At 42.3% G+C, this 21,134-nt stretch carries 21 protein-coding genes; 5 read left to right on the plus strand and 16 right to left on the minus strand.

All coding sequences use genetic code 11. The annotated features are described in order from the left end of the window. Positions 1-45: 45 nt before the first annotated feature. Entirely contained in the window at positions 46-1,194 is a 1,149-nt protein-coding gene (locus tag AY605_RS00625; protein WP_064094565.1) for a hypothetical protein, read from the minus strand. A gap of 311 nt (positions 1,195-1,505) precedes the next feature. On the opposite strand from AY605_RS00625, the gene AY605_RS00630 reads away from it, so the two are divergent. Then, a complete protein-coding gene (locus AY605_RS00630) occupies positions 1,506-2,384 on the plus strand; it encodes an EamA family transporter (RefSeq protein ID WP_064094566.1) in 879 nt (292 codons plus the stop codon). A 140-nt stretch (positions 2,385-2,524) separates the two neighbouring features. Here the strand turns inward: AY605_RS00630 and AY605_RS00635 are convergent, their stop codons facing one another. The 3 genes from AY605_RS00635 to truB form a co-directional block, all read right to left on the minus strand. Then, entirely contained in the window at positions 2,525-2,992 is a 468-nt protein-coding gene (locus AY605_RS00635) for a hemerythrin domain-containing protein (protein ID WP_005248295.1), read from the minus strand. A gap of 134 nt (positions 2,993-3,126) precedes the next feature. Next, positions 3,127-3,891 (minus strand): sulfite exporter TauE/SafE family protein, encoded by a 765-nt coding sequence (locus AY605_RS00640; protein WP_064094567.1) that lies wholly within the window; start codon positions 3,889-3,891, stop codon positions 3,127-3,129. Between the two features lie 12 nt (positions 3,892-3,903). Then, positions 3,904-4,809 (minus strand): tRNA pseudouridine(55) synthase TruB, encoded by a 906-nt coding sequence (truB, locus tag AY605_RS00645; protein ID WP_064094568.1) that lies wholly within the window; start codon positions 4,807-4,809, stop codon positions 3,904-3,906. Between the two features lie 182 nt (positions 4,810-4,991). Between truB and AY605_RS00650 the strand changes: the two genes are divergently transcribed. From AY605_RS00650 to AY605_RS00665, 4 genes are all read left to right on the plus strand, one after another. Continuing rightward, positions 4,992-6,020 (plus strand): lipase secretion chaperone, encoded by a 1,029-nt coding sequence (locus AY605_RS00650; protein WP_064094569.1) that lies wholly within the window; start codon positions 4,992-4,994, stop codon positions 6,018-6,020. Between the two features lie 390 nt (positions 6,021-6,410). Further along, entirely contained in the window at positions 6,411-7,421 is a 1,011-nt protein-coding gene (locus AY605_RS00655) for an esterase/lipase family protein (RefSeq protein WP_064094570.1), read from the plus strand. An 84-nt stretch (positions 7,422-7,505) separates the two neighbouring features. Further along, positions 7,506-8,477, plus strand: a complete 972-nt coding sequence (locus AY605_RS00660) for an esterase/lipase family protein (RefSeq protein WP_064094571.1) — start codon at positions 7,506-7,508, stop codon at positions 8,475-8,477. 134 nt (positions 8,478-8,611) lie between these two features. Continuing rightward, the gene (locus AY605_RS00665) at positions 8,612-9,580 is read left to right on the plus strand and encodes an esterase/lipase family protein (RefSeq protein ID WP_064094572.1); all 969 of its coding nucleotides are present in this window, start codon (positions 8,612-8,614) and stop codon (positions 9,578-9,580) included. Between the two features lie 523 nt (positions 9,581-10,103). On the opposite strand, the gene rplS is transcribed toward AY605_RS00665, so the two are convergent. From rplS to ispH, 12 genes are all read right to left on the minus strand, one after another. Continuing rightward, the gene (gene rplS, locus AY605_RS00675) at positions 10,104-10,478 is read right to left on the minus strand and encodes a 50S ribosomal protein L19 (protein ID WP_005101283.1); all 375 of its coding nucleotides are present in this window, start codon (positions 10,476-10,478) and stop codon (positions 10,104-10,106) included. Positions 10,479-10,663: 185 nt separating this feature from the next. Next, complete coding sequence (gene trmD, locus AY605_RS00680; protein ID WP_064094574.1) at positions 10,664-11,398, minus strand: tRNA (guanosine(37)-N1)-methyltransferase TrmD; 735 nt, start codon at positions 11,396-11,398, stop codon at positions 10,664-10,666. 28 nt (positions 11,399-11,426) lie between these two features. Continuing rightward, positions 11,427-11,975, minus strand: coding sequence for a ribosome maturation factor RimM (rimM, locus tag AY605_RS00685; RefSeq protein ID WP_064094575.1), 549 nt, complete (start codon positions 11,973-11,975; stop codon positions 11,427-11,429). Positions 11,976-12,005: 30 nt separating this feature from the next. Then, on the minus strand, positions 12,006-12,263 hold the full coding sequence (rpsP, locus tag AY605_RS00690) for a 30S ribosomal protein S16 (protein ID WP_004281198.1): 258 nt from the start codon (positions 12,261-12,263) through the stop codon (positions 12,006-12,008). Positions 12,264-12,406: 143 nt separating this feature from the next. Next, the gene (locus AY605_RS00695) at positions 12,407-12,865 is read right to left on the minus strand and encodes a type IV pilin protein (protein ID WP_064094576.1); all 459 of its coding nucleotides are present in this window, start codon (positions 12,863-12,865) and stop codon (positions 12,407-12,409) included. Continuing rightward, on the minus strand, positions 12,859-13,305 hold the full coding sequence (locus tag AY605_RS00700; RefSeq protein ID WP_064094577.1) for a type IV pilin protein: 447 nt from the start codon (positions 13,303-13,305) through the stop codon (positions 12,859-12,861). Before AY605_RS00700 ends, AY605_RS00695 begins: the two co-directional genes overlap by 7 nt. Before the next feature lie 10 nt (positions 13,306-13,315). After that, complete coding sequence (locus AY605_RS00705) at positions 13,316-17,167, minus strand: PilC/PilY family type IV pilus protein (RefSeq protein WP_064094578.1); 3,852 nt, start codon at positions 17,165-17,167, stop codon at positions 13,316-13,318. A 15-nt stretch (positions 17,168-17,182) separates the two neighbouring features. Then, a complete protein-coding gene (locus tag AY605_RS00710) occupies positions 17,183-17,950 on the minus strand; it encodes a hypothetical protein (protein WP_064094579.1) in 768 nt (255 codons plus the stop codon). Then, on the minus strand, positions 17,947-18,969 hold the full coding sequence (locus AY605_RS00715) for a PilW family protein (protein ID WP_064094580.1): 1,023 nt from the start codon (positions 18,967-18,969) through the stop codon (positions 17,947-17,949). Before AY605_RS00715 ends, AY605_RS00710 begins: the two co-directional genes overlap by 4 nt. A 1-nt stretch (position 18,970) precedes the next feature. Continuing rightward, complete coding sequence (pilV, locus tag AY605_RS00720) at positions 18,971-19,480, minus strand: type IV pilus modification protein PilV (protein ID WP_064094581.1); 510 nt, start codon at positions 19,478-19,480, stop codon at positions 18,971-18,973. Beyond that, positions 19,480-19,926 carry a GspH/FimT family pseudopilin gene (locus tag AY605_RS00725; protein ID WP_064094582.1) on the minus strand — a complete coding sequence of 149 codons (447 nt, stop codon included), beginning with the start codon at positions 19,924-19,926 and terminating at the stop codon, positions 19,480-19,482. Before AY605_RS00725 ends, pilV begins: the two co-directional genes overlap by 1 nt. A 164-nt stretch (positions 19,927-20,090) precedes the next feature. Further along, positions 20,091-21,041, minus strand: a complete 951-nt coding sequence (gene ispH, locus AY605_RS00730) for a 4-hydroxy-3-methylbut-2-enyl diphosphate reductase (protein ID WP_064094583.1) — start codon at positions 21,039-21,041, stop codon at positions 20,091-20,093. Positions 21,042-21,134 lie beyond the last annotated feature (93 nt).

The raw sequence follows: 21,134 nt of genomic DNA on the forward strand, positions 1-21,134 counted from the left end.
AGGCGCTAGAGCGCCTTTATTTAAGATAGCTGTATTAAAATGATTTTACCGTGGTGTAGCGTCTTTAATTGCCGTATTCAGTGCATTGGCTGCTGCAACATTGTAGCCATCACAAGCAGAAGCAAGCTGCTCATAACTGTATTCTGTCCATTTGATCATTAAAGAGCTTGCATCTTCTGCCTTTAATCTGTCCAAGGCAACCTGTCTTGATTGGGCAATATAATCGTCATGATCAATATGTTCCCCATGTTCCGAGAAGGCACTGTCATAAATTCCTCCCTGATATTCGATCGCACCGAAATATTTGTAATATTGCATGGCAGCATCTTTATATTCTGCCTTTTTATATTTCAAACCAGCCATGGTGCCATCTAGAATAGTTTTTGCCATCTCCTGGACAGAGGCTTGTGCCTGCCATTCAGCCAGTGTGGTATAGCGAGTTTTTTCTACCGGGTTAAATTCGATATATTCTTCTTCAGGGTGTTCAGCCAGAAGACGGAAACATTTAGATCCATTCGGGAACTTACGGGCCTTCTGCAAATCAATAAAATTGGTCGCAAAGGTATTATAATATTTGCGGTCAGCTGCTGTGGCGCTATCACTGTTAAACAAGGTTCTGGTCTCAGTATCCTCATACATTTTCACCCCAGCAATATTGGTACGCTCAGTTAATGCTTTGCCTGAAAGATCGTACCATGCTATGTGACGATGATTGCTGATGTTGTTCTCCGGTATGGTTACAGGACGGCTCTTATATTCAGTTGTCGTATTTTCCAGTACTTTTTCCATCTTATAGCCGAATGATGTACGGGTCTGATCTGCAGGGAATACACCTTTGTCTGTGACATAAGTCGGGAAGACCATGTCATCTTCAATATCATATTCAGTATCCACGGCGCTGTTATCATCTGCATATAATATGCCGTCAGTAATTTTATTTTTATGACTGGCCAATAGAAGTTTTTTCGACTCCATCTCTGGGGCTTCAGCATTCGGCAGGTTGAACTGGTAGTTATAGAATTCCGAAACCGTGTCTGATGCGCCATCACCCGGAGTTCCAGGATTATTCGGATTACTAGGATTGGTCGGAGCCGGTGGGCTAGGAGCTGGTGTATTATTATCAGAATTATCAGAGCCTCCACATGCTGCAAGCATACAGCTTAAAATCGCGCAGGAAAGTATTCTTAATTTCATTATTATCTACCTTATTATTTTCATTGTTATTTTAATGCCACCCCGAATCGGGATCTAAGACATTTTAATAAATATAAAAATAAGATCAAATTAAAAATTGATTAATTTGTAATCACACCTCAGGTCACTTTAATTTTGAAAAGCCGATCCTCATAGATTTGATCAAGCCAAAAACCCGGCTGGATTGAGTCCAGATATTACTGAACCCTGAGAAAATATTGCTCTGCCCTACTCATCAAAAATTAACCGTTTTGCTATAATCCCGCTTTCTTCAATGTCCTGATTACACCTTTCTGGTGTAAGTAACTCCCATGCCAAACGCCCAACTCCTTGCTGTGTTGTACATGGTTTTATCCATGACGTCGTACCAGATCAGTGCGTCCTTTGCCAAGCAGCTTTTTCTGGTCCTTGACCCTATTACAGTGACCATTTTAAGACTCTGTTTTGCCGCGATCATTGTCGGCGTGATGTTTCGTTCCTGGAAAATCATTCAGCGTTTGCCTTTTTTGAAATGGCGGGATTTACTCTGCTATAGTGCCGCTTTAGGCGTAATGAATATCCTGTTCTACATGTCGCTGGGCAAACTCCCCCAAGGGATTGCGGTAGGGCTAGAATTTATTGGTCCGCTCGGCCTGGCTCTTATTTCGATTCAAAACCGCAAAGATTATGTCTGGGTAATGCTGGCAATTCTGGGTATTGTACTGATGGTGCCCTGGGGACAGGCCAATAGCAGTAATTTCGACCTGATCGGCGCCGCCTGTGCTTTAGGTGCGGGTTTATGCTGGGCACTGTATATTTTCTTTGGCCAACGTGTGGTGCAGCAAAATATCGGCATGCATGCACTGACTATTGCGATCAGTATTTCAGCCTTATGCCTGTTACCGATCGGACTGTATAACAATGCTCCTGCCTTGATAGACACCCAGTATTGGGGCAAGGCAATTAGTATTGCTGTACTGGCAACAGCCATTCCTTATGCTCTGGATTTAAAGGCACTTCAGCATTTGAATAAAACCAGCTATGGTACTCTATCCAGCCTGTCTCCGGCTTTGGCTGCACTGGCCGGTTTTGTACTATTAGGCGAAAAAATTACGCTTCTTCAGACCGTGGCACTGATCTGTATCATGCTGGCATCAGTCGGCGTGACGGTACGTGCCGCCCGTCAAGGATCGGCAGAGCGGAATAACTAAAAGGCTTATTGGAATTTGAACAACTGATTAAATATTCTATCCATTCTGTGTTTTTACTTACTTTGAAAGAAAAATATAGAAGGCATAAAAAAGATGGCACTACTGCCATCTTTTTTATTTATTCAACTTGAATTTAAAGCTTAGCTTTGTACCAGCATATCTTTTTTCATGTCTTTATAACGCTGGTATTCATTCTGGTACTGCACTGCCAAAGCGGTCTTCTGCTTTTCATCCAGAATTTTTCCGGCCTGCTGGAAGAAACCATGTTCTTCTTCTTTTAAGTGATGATGCACCTTTTCGGAAAGTTTTTTGGCCATGGCAATCCAGCCCGGATTACTCAATTCAGTTGCGGTCAGTTCCTCGATCATTTCGTCCATTTCATGATGTTCGGCCAAGGCATGGCGGGTAATATTCAGGCCCGAATCGGTCATCATCAAGGGAATATAAAAATAACGGTCTTCCGCAGCTTCATGGGCAAACAATTCATTTTTCAGTTGCTTGAACAGCTCGCGGCGTTCTGGTGTATCCCCGGAAGTCTGTAATAATTTTTCTGCAAGATCACGCTGGATCTCATGACTCTCTCTTAATGCTTCAAAAATAGTCGTCATTCCGATATTTCTCCGATTGTTTTATTTTTCATATCATTGATTCTAGAAGATTTTCAGAACAGGTTCAGACGCAGTTTATACAGTGATTTGTTAAGAAATTTTAATATCGAGAATGATTTACATCGGGTTTAGATCTAAAAAAACATCTGGTATGCCATCCGGCAAATCAGCAGACTGACCAGAACCAGGAATAAAATCCGGATAAAACCACTACCATATTTAAATGCCAAACGCACCCCGACCAAGGAACCACAAATATTGGCTACCGCCATCATTGCCCCGACCATAAACAGTACATTGCCACTGGGAATAAAAAAGCTTAAGGCGGCCAGGTTGGTGGTGAAATTGGCAATCTTCGATAAGGCCGATGCATGCAGGAAGTCGACGCTCAAATAGCGAATAAAAAAGAAAATAAAGAAACTGCCGGTGCCCGGACCAAAGATACCATCATAAAAGCCTATCGCCAGACTGCCCAAAGCAGCCAGAATCAGCATTTTCCGATTCAGTTTTTGTTCGGTATGCACCTGACCGAACTGTTTTTTCATTAAGGTATAGATTGCGATCACGATCAACATGACCAGCACAAAAGGCTTAAGGATCTCGACTGGAATTAGCGTAACGCTGGCTGCACCAATAAAAGAACTGACAAAACTGCATAGTGCAATCACGCCCAAGAGCAACCAGGGCAGTTTTACCTGACGCAGATAGGAAAATGCCGCAGAAGCGGTGCCACAAATGGACGCGAGTTTATTGGTGCCAAAGACCGTAGCAGGCAGTAAATGCGGTAAACTCCCCATAATTGCCGGGATCTGGATCAGACCACCACCGCCCACGGCAGCATCAATCGCCCCTGCAAAAAATGCAAAGACAACCAGACTGATGATGATCTCAATTTCCATATCTTGGCTCGATTAAAGGTTCAGGACGCGTTTGGGTACCAGACGTTTTTTGTCGGTGATTTCTGCCAGACCCAGACATTTCTCGCTATCAAAAACCAGCACCTGTTCAGCTGCTTCATGTTCGATATTGCTTTCCATGCCGCGGCTAAAATATTCTGCACGACCTTCGGGTACCTGCACTTTTGGAAAATGATCAACCGGTGCATAGGCCGGCAACAACAGTGCATCACGCTCTGCTTCGCTCAGGCTTTCCAGATATTCAATGGTATAACTCGGAATCAAATCAAAATGGCCGGTTTTGATGCGGTGCAGATAAGTCAGATGGCCATAAGTTCCCAGCGCTTTGGCAATATCTTCCCCCAAAACCCGGATATAAGTCCCTTTAGAACAGGTAATATCCAGCGTGATACTGTTCTCCGTAAAAGATAAAAGCTCAATTGCTAAAATTGTAATCGGACGTGCTTCACGTTCAATCTCTATACCTTTGCGCGCCAGTTCGTATAAAGGACGGCCTTCTTTTTTCAAGGCGGAATACATCGGTGGCACTTGCTGGATATCACCCACAAATTGCGCCAATGTGTCCTGAATCAAAGACTCGGATAATTCAGGAACCGCTTTTTCCAGAAGCACCTCACCTTCCACATCGCCCGTGGTGGTGCTATGTCCCAAAAATACGGTCGTCTGATAACGCTTGACCGAATCTAATAAATAATGCGAAAACTTGGTCGCCTCCCCCAAACACACGGGCAATAAACCGGATGCCAACGGATCCAGTGCGCCAGTATGGCCAGCTTTTTGTGCACGATACAACCAGCGGACTTTTTGCAATGCAGCATTGGAACTGATGCCCAAAGGCTTATTAAGCAGGAAGACGCCACTAAGATGACGACGCTGAATTTTAGGAGATGATGCTTTCATGGCAAAAAATCAGACATTCTATAAATTGGCGCCATGGTAAAACCCTGCGAGAGGATTTACAACTTTTCTATAGTTTCTAATGATTTTTATGGCATATTGAGCCGGTTTGAACAACTCAACGCTTTTAAAAAGCTTAAACCTCTAAAAATAATGAAATAACGAGAAAAATAGGTGCATAGGATATGCAGAAATATAAAATATGGATCATTCTGGCTTTGCTGGTGCTGTGCATACTCACACTGATCTTATGGCTGTCCCCAAAAGAAAATACCCAGGCAGATACCGGGACAAAAACGCCTGTAACTGACACTCAGGCAGAGCAAACCGCACTCTTGGTCAATGGCCCTGCCAATGCAGCTTTCCCCAGTGCCAGCCAACAAGATACCGAAATTAATTGTCAAATGCAGTTAGATGCCAGCAATCGTCTGATCGTGAATGAACAGACCCGCAACTGTTTCGAATATTTTATTACCCAGTTTGGTGAAAAAAATCTGCAGCAGATCCAGCAGGATTTTAAAGCCTATATTCGCCAGAATCATAAAGAACCAGCACTCTCGCAAATTCTGGATTTATGGGATCGTTATATCCAGTACCGTCAGAGTTTGGGCCAACTCACTGCACCGGCCGGGCTGAATCAGGAAGATCCTGCCTATTATCGTAGCATCTATAACAGTACCCAGAATTTGCGCCAGCAATACTTTTCCAAGTATGAAATTGAGGGCTTGTTCGGCACAGAAGATGCCTATCATGAATATACCCTGGACCGGATGAGCGTACTGGCGGACAAAAGCTTGACTGAGGTTGAAAAAGCCCAAAAGCTCAAAGCACTGTTTCAGCAACTCCCGCAGGACTGGCAGGAAAATCTGGAACAACTAAATAAACTGGAAGACCTGCGCAAACTCACCGCTGATATTAAAGCCCGTGGCGGTTCCCGTGATGAAATCCGGCAGATGCGGATAAATCTGGTCGGTCCTGAAGCAACACAACGACTAGAGCAACTGGATGTACAACGCAGCGACTGGAAAAACCGGGTGACGGGCTATCTAGATGAACGCGATCAGATTACTCAGTCCAGCATGTCCGATACAGCAAAGCAGCAAGCCATTGCCCAGCTGCGTAGCAAGCATTTCAATACACCGCAAGAACAGCTACGGGCAGAAACCTTTGAACAGGTCCATGATCAGGGGGCCAAGTTACCCTTCGCGGATTAAATCCAAAAGCCATCACCTGTTGATGGCTTTTTTATGACCTCAATATTTAAGACTTAATTGTTGTGCTAAAAACAACTCCTAAGAGTTGTTTCCAAATATTTCTTATTTACACAAAATAACCCGCACGAGCTTTTTGTATTTCAGCCACTTGTAATTTAAATACATGTGTAAATAAAACATATGCTTACAATGTAAAAACCTCCTGTCCTGCATGTCCTGAAATGACATGGTTTAAACGCTTTGAAATGAAAAAATACCCTTTTTAAAAAAGAAAATTTGCTCAGCCACTGAAGGCCGGAACTGTATTTTCATCCTCTGATTTTGTGGCTTGCAGCACTTTATACAAAGCAATGATTGCTTGAATAACGATAAAATTAAAAAGGGACAGTTATGCGTACTTTTAGTAAGACAGCACAGTTTATGACTGTAGCTTTAATAACAACGCTGGGATTCAGCTTTTCTGCACAGACTCAGGCCGCAGTGAGTGCAACACAAGTCACCGAAAAGAGTAGATCCGACTATGCCAAGACCAAATATCCGATCCTGATGGTGCATGGCTGGTTAGGCTGGTCACGTATTGGCACCGATAGTATCGGGCTGGATTACTGGTATCAGATTCTGCCAGATATGGCACGTAATGGCTCAACCGTGTTTGCGGCACAATTATCGCCGGCAAATACTACGATGCATCGCGGGGAACAACTGATCCATCAGGTTGAAGAGGTTCTGGCAATTACCGGCAAGCAAAAACTGAACTTGATTGGCCATTCCCATGGCGGACCAACAGTGCTGTATGTTGCAGCGACCCAGCCGCAGTATATTGCGTCTATCACTGGCGTTGCAGGAACCTACCATGGCTCCAAAGTGGCAGATGATATTCAGAATAATCGCCTGACCCGTACCGCCTTTAACATTTTAGGTGATTATATTATTGGTCCATTGATTGCACTGGGCCAGTTTAAACCTGAACTGGAAATTGATTTTGATGCTTCCATGAAATCCCTGACCCAGACCGGCTCAAATACTTTTAATGCCACCGTGGCGCAGCAGGTGGTCAAAGATGGTGTATTGGCCTCCACAGAAAACTGCAATAAAAATTTAAAGCAGAAAGACAGTAAAGGAATCCATTATTATTCATGGACAGGTGTAGCCCAAGCCACCAATGCCCTGGATATTGATACGATTCTGATGCAGCTCGGCCCTTTATCTTATGGCAGTAAAGACAATGATGGCATGGTGTCACGCTGTAGTGCGTTCATGGGCAAGGTCATTCATGACCAGTACAAACTCAATCATACGGACCTGGCCAACATGATGTTTGGTCTGAAGGGTATGTTTGCACCCGATCCGGTCGCCCTCTATCGCCAGCATGCCAACCGGCTCAAATTAGAAGGTTTATAATCCCAGAGTGCCTATATTTCAGCTGAGATATAGGCTTTTTTCTGATTATTTTTTATTTGACCTATCCGTGATCGGGAAGCTGCAATGAAAAAAATAATATCGTACTTAAGCTTTTTGCTATTGGTTTCCCTATTAACTGGCCCTGTGCAAGCCTCGGCATTACAACAATATAAAAGCAATTTTATTCTCTCAAGTTATGCCAGGACAAAATACCCGATGGTCTTTGTGCATGGTTTTGGTCTGGGTTTTAACCGGATTGGAACGGAGAGCATCGGTCTGGATTATTGGTATCAGATTCCCCAAGATCTGAGCCGGCATGGTGCACGGGTGTTTTCTGCCGAATTGTCTGCTGTTGCGTCCAATGAACTGCGCGGCGAACAGCTCTTGATGCAAATTGATGAAGTACTGGCACTGACAGGCCATAAGAAAGTCAATCTGATTGGGCATAGCCAAGGTGGCCCAACGATTCAATATATCGAGGGCGTTGCACCGCATAAAGCCGCCTCTTTAACCGCCATTGCAGGCGCCATGCAAGGCACACCGGTTTTTGTCAATGCCAGCCAGACACCCCTCCTTGAACCCTTTATTCATGCCATCGGGAAAATTCTGGGCCACAGCATGAATCTGGTTACAGGCAACCAGTATCCGGTCAGTATGATCGAGGCACTGCAAGCCATGAACCCAGAGGCGATTCAGGCTTTCAATAGAAAATATGGTTCCGTTGCTATTCCCCAAAACTGTCAGTCTCAAGGCAGCAAACTTACACCCAATGGAATTTACCACTATTCCTGGATGGGCAACCGGCAGGCAACCAATTCCTTGGATGCGATTGAATCTACAGTCGTGACTTTAGGTAGCAGTTTTCTGAAAGGAGAAGCCAATGATGGTGCCCTGCCACTGTGTAGCGGACGCTATGGCCAGATCATCCGTCAGGACTATGCCCATAACCATTTTGATGAAGTAAACCAGTTTTTCGGCATTTTGGGGGCCTTTGCGCAGGATCCGGTCGCCCTGTATCGCCAACATGCCAACCGACTCAAACTGCAAGGCTTATAAATCACTCATCTTTATGAATAGATCATCTCTATTAATTAAAAAAACTTAGGAAACTAAGTCCCTGCTACAGAGGGGAACTTTAGGCAACTGGATGAGGATCATCCTGTTAAAACAACAAACGTGAGGAAAATATAATGAAATTCGGAATATTAATCACCGGCCTGCTGCTGGCAGGTACATGTCTCAGCACCCAGGCATCCACCCAGGCCAGTCAGGTCACAGCAAAAGCCAGTTCACAATATGCCAAGACCCAATATCCGATTGTCTTTGCACATGGGATGGCGGGTTTCATCCGGATCGGTACTGACCAGTTTGGACTGGATTACTGGTATCAGATTTTACCGGATCTGGCGCGTAATGGCGGCAATGTCTGGGCAACCCGTGTCTCACCTTTTAACTCATCGGAAATTCGTGGTGAGCAACTTTTAGAGCAAGTAAATGAAATTCTGGCCATTACCGGTGCAAAGAAAGTCAATCTGATCGGTCATTCGCATGGTGGCCCGACCATTCGTTATGTCGCAGGTGCGGGGAATGGAATAGTTGCTTCCCTGACTTCCGTCGGTGCTCCACATAAGGGCTCCCCGGTTGCAGACCTGATCCTGCAAGCAGAAGGTACACCGATACAAGGGCCTTTAGTGGGTGGCATCAACCTGGTGTCTAAGGCCATCACCTGGGCACAAGGGTTAGACCCGAACAGTTTCCCGCATGATTCTCTGGCTGGTGGTCGCAGCCTGACCCTGGCAGGATCTGCGCAATTCAATCAGAAATATCCACTGGGTATGCCGACTACCACCTGTGGTGAAGGTGCATATCAACAAAAAGGTATCTACAACTATTCATTCACAGGTGTAGGCCAAGTTACCAACCCGCTCGATCCTGATTCAGCACTCAAAGTTACAGCCCTGCTCATTGATGGCGGCAAGGAAAATGATGGTCTGGTCTCCCGCTGTAGTGCCAAATTCGGTAAAACCATTCGGGATAACTACAACTGGAACCACCTGGACGAAGTGAACCAGTTACTCGGGTTAAAAAATGTCTTTGCTCCAGACCCAGTCGATGTTTATCGCCAGCATGCCAACCGCTTAAAACTGCAAGGTTTATAGAGCTACACAAGCCTCTATTCATCCAGAGGCTTTTTCCATCTTATTTTTCGCTAAATTTTTTCTTAAAATTTACTTGTTAATCATGATTAAACTGCATATAAAATATTCATCAAATATAAAAAGAACTGTGAAATAAAATAAATGCAGATACGTTCTATAGAAATCAAAAACAGATTTAAAAGAATCTGCCCCTGTTGCAAACGAAAAGTGATTAATCCTTTTCAATTTAAAAAATATGAGCCTTATTATTGCCCCTCTTGTCATCGACATATTATCGCAAATGTATGGATCAGTATTTTACTGGCTATCACACAATGTTTTATTTGCATTCAACTTTTTAATGCAGGATTCCAGTCTTGGGGATATTTTGTATTATTCCTGATGTTTCTGCATAAAATTTTCTTGGATATTTTGGATGCCATGATCTTGCCTTTGCAGGAACATTTCGAATAAATCTAAATAAAAATCAGGCATAAAAAATGCGCCCAGAGGCGCATTTTTTTCACTCGTATAAAGCTTAAAATTAAGCTTTAGTTTTACGAGCTGGTAATTTTTCACGAATACGTGCAGCTTTACCAGACAATTCACGTAGGTAGTAAAGTTTAGCACGACGAACGTCACCACGACGTTTCACTTCGATACCAGCAACGATTGGAGAGTGAGTTTGGAATACACGCTCAACGCCAACACCGCTAGAAATTTTACGTACTGTGAACGCAGAGTTCAAACCACGGTTTTTCTTAGCAATTACAACGCCTTCGAACGCCTGTAAACGCTCACGCTCGCCTTCTTTTACTTTAACTTGAACAATAACTGTATCACCTGGTGCAAAAGCAGGGATGTCTTGTTTCAATTGTGCGTTTTCAATTACTTGAACTAAAGGATGCTTACCGCTCATGGGGTATCTCCAATATGTGCGAGTCAGAAGAGGTCTGATCATCGCTGGGTATAGAGGCTAAAGCGCATACACCCGATTATCTTTCCCTTTATGGTTGACCATCTCAACCATAAAGAGCCTATTAAAGAATACTTAAATCATTTTAAGTACTTGCTTGAAGACAGAAATGATCACTCATCAATATCTTACAAATCTTTTAGCCATTTTTTCTGCTGCTTGCTCAGTTCGACTTTTTCCACCAACTCTGGGCGGCGTTCAAGTGTACGCTGATATCGCTGCAAAAACCGCCATTTTTCAATATTGGCATGATGCCCGGACTTTAACACCTCAGGCACATCCAAACCTTCAAAATGATCTGGCTTGGTATATTGTGGGCAATCTAGCAGACCATCCACAAATGAGTCTTGCACGTGTGACTGTTCATCAGACATGGCACCCGGAAGTCTCCGGATAATACTGTCCAATAAAACCATCGCAGGAAGTTCACCACCCGACAACACGTAATCTCCAATTGACCATTCCTGATCAACATATTGCTGGATCAAACGTTCATCGACGCCTTCATAACGTCCACAGAGTACAATTAATCCGTCATATTTGACAAAATCCTGTACCGCAGTTTCGTTTAAGGTTTTTCCTTGCGGTGACATATACACCACAGGAACCTGAACTGCACCCGCTTGCGTTGCAAGCTCTTTGGCATGCTGGATTGCTTTTGCCAGAGGCTCAGCCATCATCACCATACCCGGACCACCACCGAATGGACGTTCATCCACGCGTTTATAGTTGCCCGTCGCATAATCGCGAGGATTGATGCAATGAATTTGCATCAATTCACGTTTTGCTGCGCGCCCGCTAATACCATAGGCTGTAATCGCTTCAAACATTTCAGGAAAAAGCGTAATGACTGCAAAGAACATCGCAGACTCCCTTATTTCCGAAAAATTCTTAGTAATCTACGCCCCAATTGACGTAGATACGACCAGCTTCAAGATCAACGCGTTGCACCACATCTTTATGCCATGGAATCATTCGCTCTTCGCCATCGATGCTGTCGGCAGTTGCGCGAACTACCATCACATCATTAGCACCTGTTTCAAACAGCTCAAAAATTTGACCGAGATTGATTTCTTGTTCCTGCTCATCCAGACCTAACACCGTTAGACCTTTCAAATCAGACCAGTAATACTCATCTACACCAGCTTGAGGCAGTTGCGATTTAGAGATCCAGACATTGGAGCCAACCAGTTCGTCTGCAGCAGTGCGATCACTCACACCTTTCAGCGAAACAACCAGGCCTTTACCATGTGGTTTCCAACGTTTTACATCGACAATTTGCCAACCTGCTTTGGTCTCAATGTACCAAGGCAGATAGTCAAATATGTTGCTCATGGGGTCTGTATTGGAATAGACCCAGAGCCACCCATTTAATCCATATGCTGAACGTAACTGTCCAATCTGAATACGATCTTCGGGAACATTCTGTGTTGGTGTCATGGGCAAGCTACTACCTAATTTATATAAAAATTATGCAGCAACTGCAGCTTTTTTAGCTTGAGCAGCTAAAGAAGCAACACGATCAGAAGGTTGAGCACCTTGAGAAACCCAGTGAGCAAAACGGTCAGCATCTAAACGAAGTTTTTCTGCTTTACCTTGAGCTGTAGGGTTGAAGAAACCGATACGTTCGATGAAACGACCGTCACGTGCATTACGGCTATCAGTCACAATAATTTGATAGAACGGACGTTTTTTAGCACCACCGCGTGCAAGACGAATAACAACCATGATAGAACCTTATAGTTTTTACGGATTATCCTTGTACCGACCATCGATACAGCTCAAACCCCTTTCATAGAGGGCAGTATTTTACTTGAACTTTGCCCTGAATGAAAGATCAAAAAGTATTTAGGTAGAATTTTGGATTTGAGTTAGCGACCGTCCCAAGTAGATGTTTCACTCAAGGCACAAGCTACCGCACCCTTAGCCCAAAATTTCTGGTTTCTTTGATTTAAACAAAGAACACCATTGTTAGCAACCACAGTACCGGTTTTAGGAGTAGCTACAAGTGTCCATGTACTCAACCCGACATTAGTTAAAGCGACGGTATATAGGACTTCACCTTGTGATGGAATATTTCCTGAGTGCTGTATATCTGCTAACGTAATAGCCGTTGGTGTCCCTCCAACATCTTTCATATAAGAAAAATTAGCAATTTTATAGCGCTGTATTTTTTGAGCAATATCCAATAACTCAGCTTGAGCTTCAGTTCTTTTCGTTTTTCGAACATATTCCTGATATGAAGGATAAGTAATCGCAGCAAGGATACCTATAATTGCCACCACAATCATGAGTTCGATAAGCGTAAAGCCTTTATTTTCATTTACCATTCTTCATGCCCCGCTCCACACGTCATGGTCGTGGTATTAATATTAGCCCAAGTCTTATTTTTACAGCGCAAGCCTGTGCTTGACATTAAGAAGCTAAAGTTTCGCGTATCTTGACTTTCAGCTGTCACAACCCATGTTTGTCCGGTGGCGCCAGGAACTAAAACAAAATTGTACTTAACAGCTGTTCCAGTTGCACCTTTAGGCAGCACCCTCAAATCCGTTGGCACATTAGCTCCCTCATAGCTAAAGTTGCGAGACTTATGCTTATCTAACATCATTGCTATTTGTTGGAGTTGATCTTGTGCTTGCGCAGCCTGACCACGTCGTACAGTAGCTTGATAGGATGGAATCGCAACCGCAGCAAATATAGCTACAATTACGACCACAACCATGAGTTCAACCAAAGTAAAACCCTTTACTGGTGAAATATTTAAATTCATAAGTCACCTATCAGTTTTTACGCGCTAGTTTTTCATACCAACGTTGGGGAATCAGACACATTTCTGTTGCTTCACCACCACCGAAACCACCCGTCACAGTTAGAGCAATACGGCCACTTGTTTGAATACAGTAATTTTTTGCACTAGACTCACCTTCCGCTTCTGGTGGACATGCTTCATCACCACAAGTTACAGGTGGACAGCTGTCACCTTCACAATCAGGCTTTCCTCCACCTCCATCATCTTTACCACCAACGGTTACAGTATGAATACCTACACCAATTACAGCACGTGAATCAGCTGGCTCCGAAGCACATTGGCCATATGGCAAACAAAAAGCTGTAATCATACTTTCACCTTTAACCCCAGCACCACAGTCACCTGAAATACCAGGTTTACTCGCATCAAAGGTAGAAACATATAATTTATAGTTCATCGCCAAGGGTGTACCAAATACTTTCTCGCTTTGTTTCTTATAGCTACTACAATTGTTAGTTGTACCATCCACACCCGCTGTGCACGTTTTAAACCTATAGAACCAACCGTTAGTATTAGTAAAGTTAGCTATTAAATTCATATTTGAGAAACGGTTTGCATCTGTTATCTCACCTAAACTCGATTTAGTAACATCTTTTGTATTGAGCCTAGTTGTTGTAGTAAATAAATCACGTCGAGCGACATCTTTATCATATATATTATAAATAGCATCATAATCGTAAGTATTATCAGAAGCAGTATAGTCTTGTAATGGCTTACTACGATTTCCACTACCGGTTGATATTAATGCAAACGTAGTTCCGCCATGATTATAAAGAGAAAAAGTTGGCATATCATAAAAACGCGGACTTTTCGCTCCGGCATTTAGGTTTAGTAATCGAGTTGGTGTTTTAGGTACTGCGCCCCTTATATTCTTTGAGTTATCAAAGTCAATTCTAAATAATTGGCCACCTAAATCACCAAAATAGATATGATCAACTAATTCATCTCCATCACGATCAACCGTACGAATTTGACTGGTCACACTATATTTTAAATCTGCATGCTTTGTTGCAATCACGCCTGAGTTAGTAGAAGTTCCCGAACTGCTCGCTACGTTATCACTTGCCCACCACAATAGGTCACCATTATCGGCATCAAACATATAGATGCCAGCACCTTTTTTATTAATTTGGTTGTAATTATGGTCTTCATAACCGCCATATACTCCTTTTATCCCGTTGGTACGTGCATCACCATCATCACCACCGGCATCATATCCTCCGCCTACAAACATAACGCGTTTACGTACGCCTCCCCAATTGATCCATGCAATCGAGGGTTTTGACCAGCTCTGACCCATATATTGCAATTGTGAGAATGTCTTACTTGATGTGCCACTGTAAACAGTATTTGTAGCTGGATCTATATGAAATTTTAAACTCGGGGCATTAATATTACTAAGATCTAAAGCGTAATAGCTTCGGCCTCCCATGCGCAAACCACCGTATGCAATTTGCCAGCCCTTTTGACTACTGGTTCGACCATTACCTACAGTTAGATTACCAGAACCATCAATCACATAACGCGTATCTAATGCCCAAGGACCATCTATACCATAAAAAAGCTTATCCATCCCTTGATTTGTGACACTGGAAAGTCGGAATGCATCCTTCTGATTTTCAACCATCTCATTAGGAACAAATGCAAATTTTTCAGCACCTGTTTCAGCATCTACAACATGTAACAAACCTTGAGTTGTTCCAAATAATACATAGTCCTCTCTATTAGTAGACTGCATAACTTTATCAGTCGAGTTATAGCTTAATTTACCTTTATTTGTAACAAGTACAGGGTAAGAGTGCATGACTGCACCCATCTGACGTAGAGCTGGTTGGGTAATTAAATTTGCAACTGTCGTTGGCGGGCTATTAACATCGATGTTATAACCTAATAATGATATTAAATAACCACGATTCGGATCATTTTGATAAGTTGTATCCAATATATCTGAAAGATCTACTTGTCGTAATGATCCTGTACCATCAAAAGTAGCCGTTGATCCAGTTCCGATAGCTTTTCGATTAGTTAATAATTTTCGCTCAGCCAGATCATTTGCTTTAGCTCCTAATAACAACTTAGACCATGCCCCGCCCCTAGCTGCAAATTTTTTACTACCTACTGTATTTTCATCTGCATTTTCAACAGCTGGATTAATTGCTTTAGCCCAAAAATCATAAACAGCTGAGGTAATATTTCCATTCGCATCATAAGTTGGCTCAATAACACTTCCATCACTCGCGAAAACAGATGCATTATTTCGAGCTTTCAATACGCCATTGTCTGATACTACATATTTTTTTAAGTTACCTAACCATAATTGATAATTAGTATTGGGCGTAGGTTGGAAACTTTGATAGTAAGCATTGTTCTGCAGCTCTGCAGGGTTTAAAGCATCTCTTGGAATTGTCGGCGAACCAGTTGTAACAGATGGAATTTGTTGTCCTAAATTGCTAATAAAATCATTTACACTATTAACTACATCACGAGAGCTATTGCCTGAATACCACCCCCCCTCAGACTCTACTCCCCAACGAGCAGCATTTTTAACATCGGTTGTTGCAGTTGATTTCGTAATATTATCTAAGTTTTCCTGTTGCGTTAACTCCTTACTAAATGATGGAATATTATTGAAGTCACCGCCAAAACCAACCACAGCTGTTTTTAGAATCGGTCTATTACCATTCCGCCTAGTATCCAGAATATTTGCAGCAAATTTTTGAATACAATCCCAACCAGTTCCACTATCACTACAAGAAAAACTATTATCACCTAATGCCTTTCGCATTAACCCTCGTGCATTATTATTATTACTTGGCACACCATCTGTTAAGACGTATACACCTTGACCACTACATTTACGACTTTCTAAATCATCCATTTGGCGCTGTATACTTGTAGGCCGTACATAGTTGTTACCTGAAGTAACCCCTGTACCTGCATAACCGAAACCACTTTCTGTTGCATCTTTTGTAGACGTCCCCCACAACGCCGCTACTGCTTCTGCATAAGCATGAGCTGTTGGTGTACCACCTCGTGCACCTAAGATAGCAATCTCATTAAGCAATAATTGGCGTTGAGTTACCCCATTAACTAACGTACCGAGTGGACGAGCTGGGATTCGAACTTGCCCCCTCACATTGTCCGCTGTTGAAGGTCGTCCTAAATTATCAAATCCTGTTGGGCGAGAATATGTAGTAAGACCTATAATTTTATCATCTGTTAAACGTGGAATATTATTCGCAGTATTACCATTTAATAGATCAAACATTCCGTCTTTTACACGGGTAATACGGTCGTAATACTTTCGCTCCATACCTTCATAAGCGACTGTATAATCGCTACCTCCTATACGTACTGTCTCTTTGTATAAACTATCGTAATCTGAAGGTTTTTGATTGTAACGACTGCTCCAAGTACACAAACTAACATTGTGACTATTATTTTCACAAGTCCAATAACGGCGTGTACTACTCTCTACTCTTGATCTATATTTATAGGTTTTAGTTTCTATAGCATTACAATAATATCGTCTATAAGTAGGCGTACCATTAGTAGAATCTTCCCACCCATCATCAGTAATAGTAATTCCCGCAGGAACATCACAGGAATCACGATCACCAGTTTGCTGAGGCGCCCCCATACTTCCTGAGATATCCAGTGTAAACATTAAAGTAATGTCACCTGACTTTGCATTTTGATAAATTTCAATATCACTTGCCTGAGTTACACTTGTAGTAACACATACAGTGGAAAGAGCAGTCATACTTGCAACAAGAACTTTATAGCCATATGAACTTAGAAAATTATTTTTTAATTGTTTCATTTCATTACCCCAAATTTAGACAAAGTCCTGAACAATGACATATTCAGTCACATGAGAAGTAAACGGAACATTGAGATCACTCAGGCATTCTGTGACCGTTCTTCTACTCGGTGCATTTAAACTTACCGTAGTCCCTACAGGAATTGTTACTTCACTCATATGATTTTGAAAACATGCATTAATTGCTGAACTCGTTGCAGACGTAAGATTAGGCATAACTGAAACTGCAAAAACCTTTACTGCCTTACTACGCTCGAATTTAACTGCTTCTTCATCCGTACCAAATTGCGCCCCAAAAAATGGATCATTTTCAGAAATACTAGAAAACTTGACCGCGACTTGTGTCATTACCACTTTTCTTCCACTTGTAAAAAAGTTAGTAGAACTTCCTGTACTCGAATCACAGTAACCTTCTGTACCAAATTCATTATTTGTTGGTGCAGTTGTTCCCGCTTTCCAATAGATGATACTTGCACGATTGATGTCAAAGAAACTTGGTTCAGCACCTCTATAGCAAAATACAAGTTCCTTATCTCTATCATCAGCCCCACCAATATAGCCAAACATCCCACTGCCACTGAGTGCCTGAATGATATTATCTTCTCTTTCAATATTGAAAAATGCCGAGTCCGAGTTTTGTAGCAACAGCTGCTGCGCTTGACTATTCGTTGCAATTCCCAGAGAAACCATTCCTTGTCGTACTGCAAGCGTTCCCAAGACAATAACAGCTAACAATATAAGTAGAACCACTATAAGCGTTGCACCACGTTGTTTCTTAATCATTGCCCTCTTTCCCCAAATGTATTTCTCAAAGCGACTGTTTGTGTTACTACTTGACGAGCATATTTAGGAGAGTTCGCTGCAGGTGTTTTAATTTTTACAGCTTGATCTAATACTTGAAACACTTGGCTGTCTGAGAAGGTGCTGTCATTCCCCACTGACTGATTGGAGCGCCCAAGAATCCCTAATTGAATTAATAGAATTCGCGGTCTTGGAGCTGGCAATGCAAGATAAGTAGCAGCATCAACATAACGATAATTAGCCCCATTTTGAATACCATACAACACCCTGAAATGATCGGCGCGTTTTAAAATAATCTGTCCAGCATCTCCAAATCCTGTAATAGAAGTTGGACTACCATCTAAAGGATAATACCCTGCATCACAGGCAAGCGCTAAAGGCTGATTTGGCTCATTATCGCTTTTATTACTATCAGCTCTTAAGAAGTAACGCTGTACTATTACCTGTCTCCCCTGTGCCAGGGTAAATTCTAAATTATTCCCTTCGCAATCAAATCCTCCATACCAAACATCATCTGTAGTGGCTAGGGTGCCTTTATCATCTTTGATGTATTGAGGTAAATATTGAATTGTTAATTGGTCACTAGAAAAAGTATTTATATTTGAGATACCAGACCACTGTGGGGCACTTCCTACTGTCTGACCATGACTTCTGGATAATAAATTCTGTGCCACAGTACCCCCAATAAGTGTAATAGGCAGATTAGCTCTTTCTGTTCCTGTTACAGTCACTGCATTTGCACTCGACCTAAATACAATACCGCCATAGGTACTAAGATCATTGATACTTGATTGAACGGTATTCAAATTACCCAAGCGAATATCTTGAATAATTGTATTTAAACCAAAATTTGCATCATCTTGTAAACTCGCCTGTCCTTGTTGTAATGCTTGACTTCTTGATGCAGTTAAAAACAGCATCAAAGCTGCTGCACTAATTACCAAACCAAGTGCTAATGCGATCATCAACTCGATTAAAGTGAAACCTACTTGTTTATTCATATCAGTAGACCTCCATAATTAAACAGGTTGAATCAGGATCATATGCAGTAGTCGAAGTACAGTTTCCTTCCCCAACTGCTCCATGTGTTGGTGCAGTGTCTCCCCATGCTACATAAATGCAACGGCGCCCATCATTATTTCCTTGGCATGGCAAATAATTAATCATCATGCCAATTGAACGTGCTTTTCTAGAAATTTCGGACACATCAAAATCAGCAAAGTCAGTACTTGTACAATTAGTTGCAGTAAAGCAGTTTTTCGCTCTATCCAGTTGTTTCCCTGGTGTATTCAAGTTATATGTATAAACATTTTCTGCACCACGATTCACTCGCATTCTTTCAGCCAAGTCACGACCTAAATTAATCGCTTGAATACGCGAACCACTTTCTATAGTTGCTTCAACCGCTCTATACTGAAGCGCAATAAATCCCATTACGCCGATTGCCAGAATAAGCAATGCAATGAGTACTTCCATTAGTCCAACACCCTGTTGATGGTTTATTCTATTCATCAGCATGTTCCCTTCACCACTTGTTGAACCGTTCCCATTTTAGATACTGAAATAGTTTGAGATATTCCGCCCGAATTACTACATAAGATAAATGTCGTATCTGTAGTTGCACCAACTACACCGCCATTAAATCCATATGTAATTTCTGTTGCACTACTTGGAAGTAATGTGGTGGAGCCATAAGGCATCCAATTTAAAACCGTATCAGTATTTGCTACCCGAGTTGGTGTTTCTACAGACTTGAGCTCAATCTTTACATTCCGACGTTCTAAAACAGCTTTAGAGCGTGCTTCTTGCAATACTCCGATGAGTTCATTAGTACTTTTCTTGAGATTTTGTTGTGTCATCATATTTCCAAAAGAAGGAGCAGCTATTCCTGCAATAATCGCCAACACCGCAATCGTGATCATTAACTCAATTAAAGTAAATCCTTGGCTTTTATACATACTTCCTCCCCCTTGGGCCTCATATTCACCCATTTAAACTATTACTTATTAAAATTACAAAAACTACACAGAACAGATAAAAGGCATAAAAAAACAGATAACTGTCAGTTCACAGCCATCTGTTTATTTTTAAATAAAAAACAGAATGTTAAGCAGTTAACAGTCTAGCCTTGGATTACAGGAATACGTAACTCTTTCGGTAGGCTGAATGTAATATTCTCTTCTCGCCCATCCAGCTCATGTGGTGCTTGGGCACCCCAGTCCTGTAACCGCTGAATGACCTGCTTAATCAGAATTTCCGGTGCTGACGCGCCTGCTGTTACCCCAATCTGGATATTTTCTGCAAACCATTCCTGTTTGAGCTCATCGGCATTATCAACCAGATAAGCAGATTTACCCATACGTTCAGCCAGTTCACGCAAACGGTTTGAGTTAGATGAATTTGGTGAACCCACAACTAAGACTACATCACAACGTTCAGCCAGATCGCGCACTGCATCCTGACGGTTTTGCGTAGCGTAGCAAATATCATCTTTACGCGGGCCTTGGATCATTGGGAATTTTTGACGTAAGGCATCAATCACTTTCGCCGTATCATCAATTGATAAAGTGGTTTGAGTGACAAATGCTACTTTTTCAGGATTTCGCACAGTTAACGCAGCAACGTCTTCTTCGTCTTCTACTAAATAGATATCACCGCCATTTTTCTTGTCATATTGGCCCATGGTACCTTCAACTTCTGGGTGTCCCTCATGCCCAATCAGAATGGCTTCCACTCCTTCGCGTGCATATTTCGTCACTTCAATATGTACTTTAGTGACCAACGGGCAAGTCGCGTCAAAAACTTTTAAACCACGGCGTTCAGCCTCAAGCTGGACGGCTTTCGAAACACCATGTGCACTAAAAATCACGATATTATCGTCAGGCACTTCATCCAGCTCATCAACAAAAATTGCACCACGCTGGCGTAAGTCATCGACCACAAATTTGTTGTGCACCACTTCATGACGCACATAAATTGGTGGGTTAAAGCATTCTAAGGCACGGTTCACGATCGCAATGGCACGATCCACACCAGCACAGAAACCACGCGGGTTGGCTAAAACAATTTCCATAGAATCCTCAATACTCACACCATTTTTAGTGGTTCAATTGAAATAAATGTAAACAATCGGCTGACAACTATTTAGTTTAAAGCCGCTCTACTC

The organism is Acinetobacter sp. SFD, assembly GCF_001647575.1.
In the GTDB taxonomy this organism is placed as follows: domain Bacteria; phylum Pseudomonadota; class Gammaproteobacteria; order Pseudomonadales; family Moraxellaceae; genus Acinetobacter; species Acinetobacter pecorum.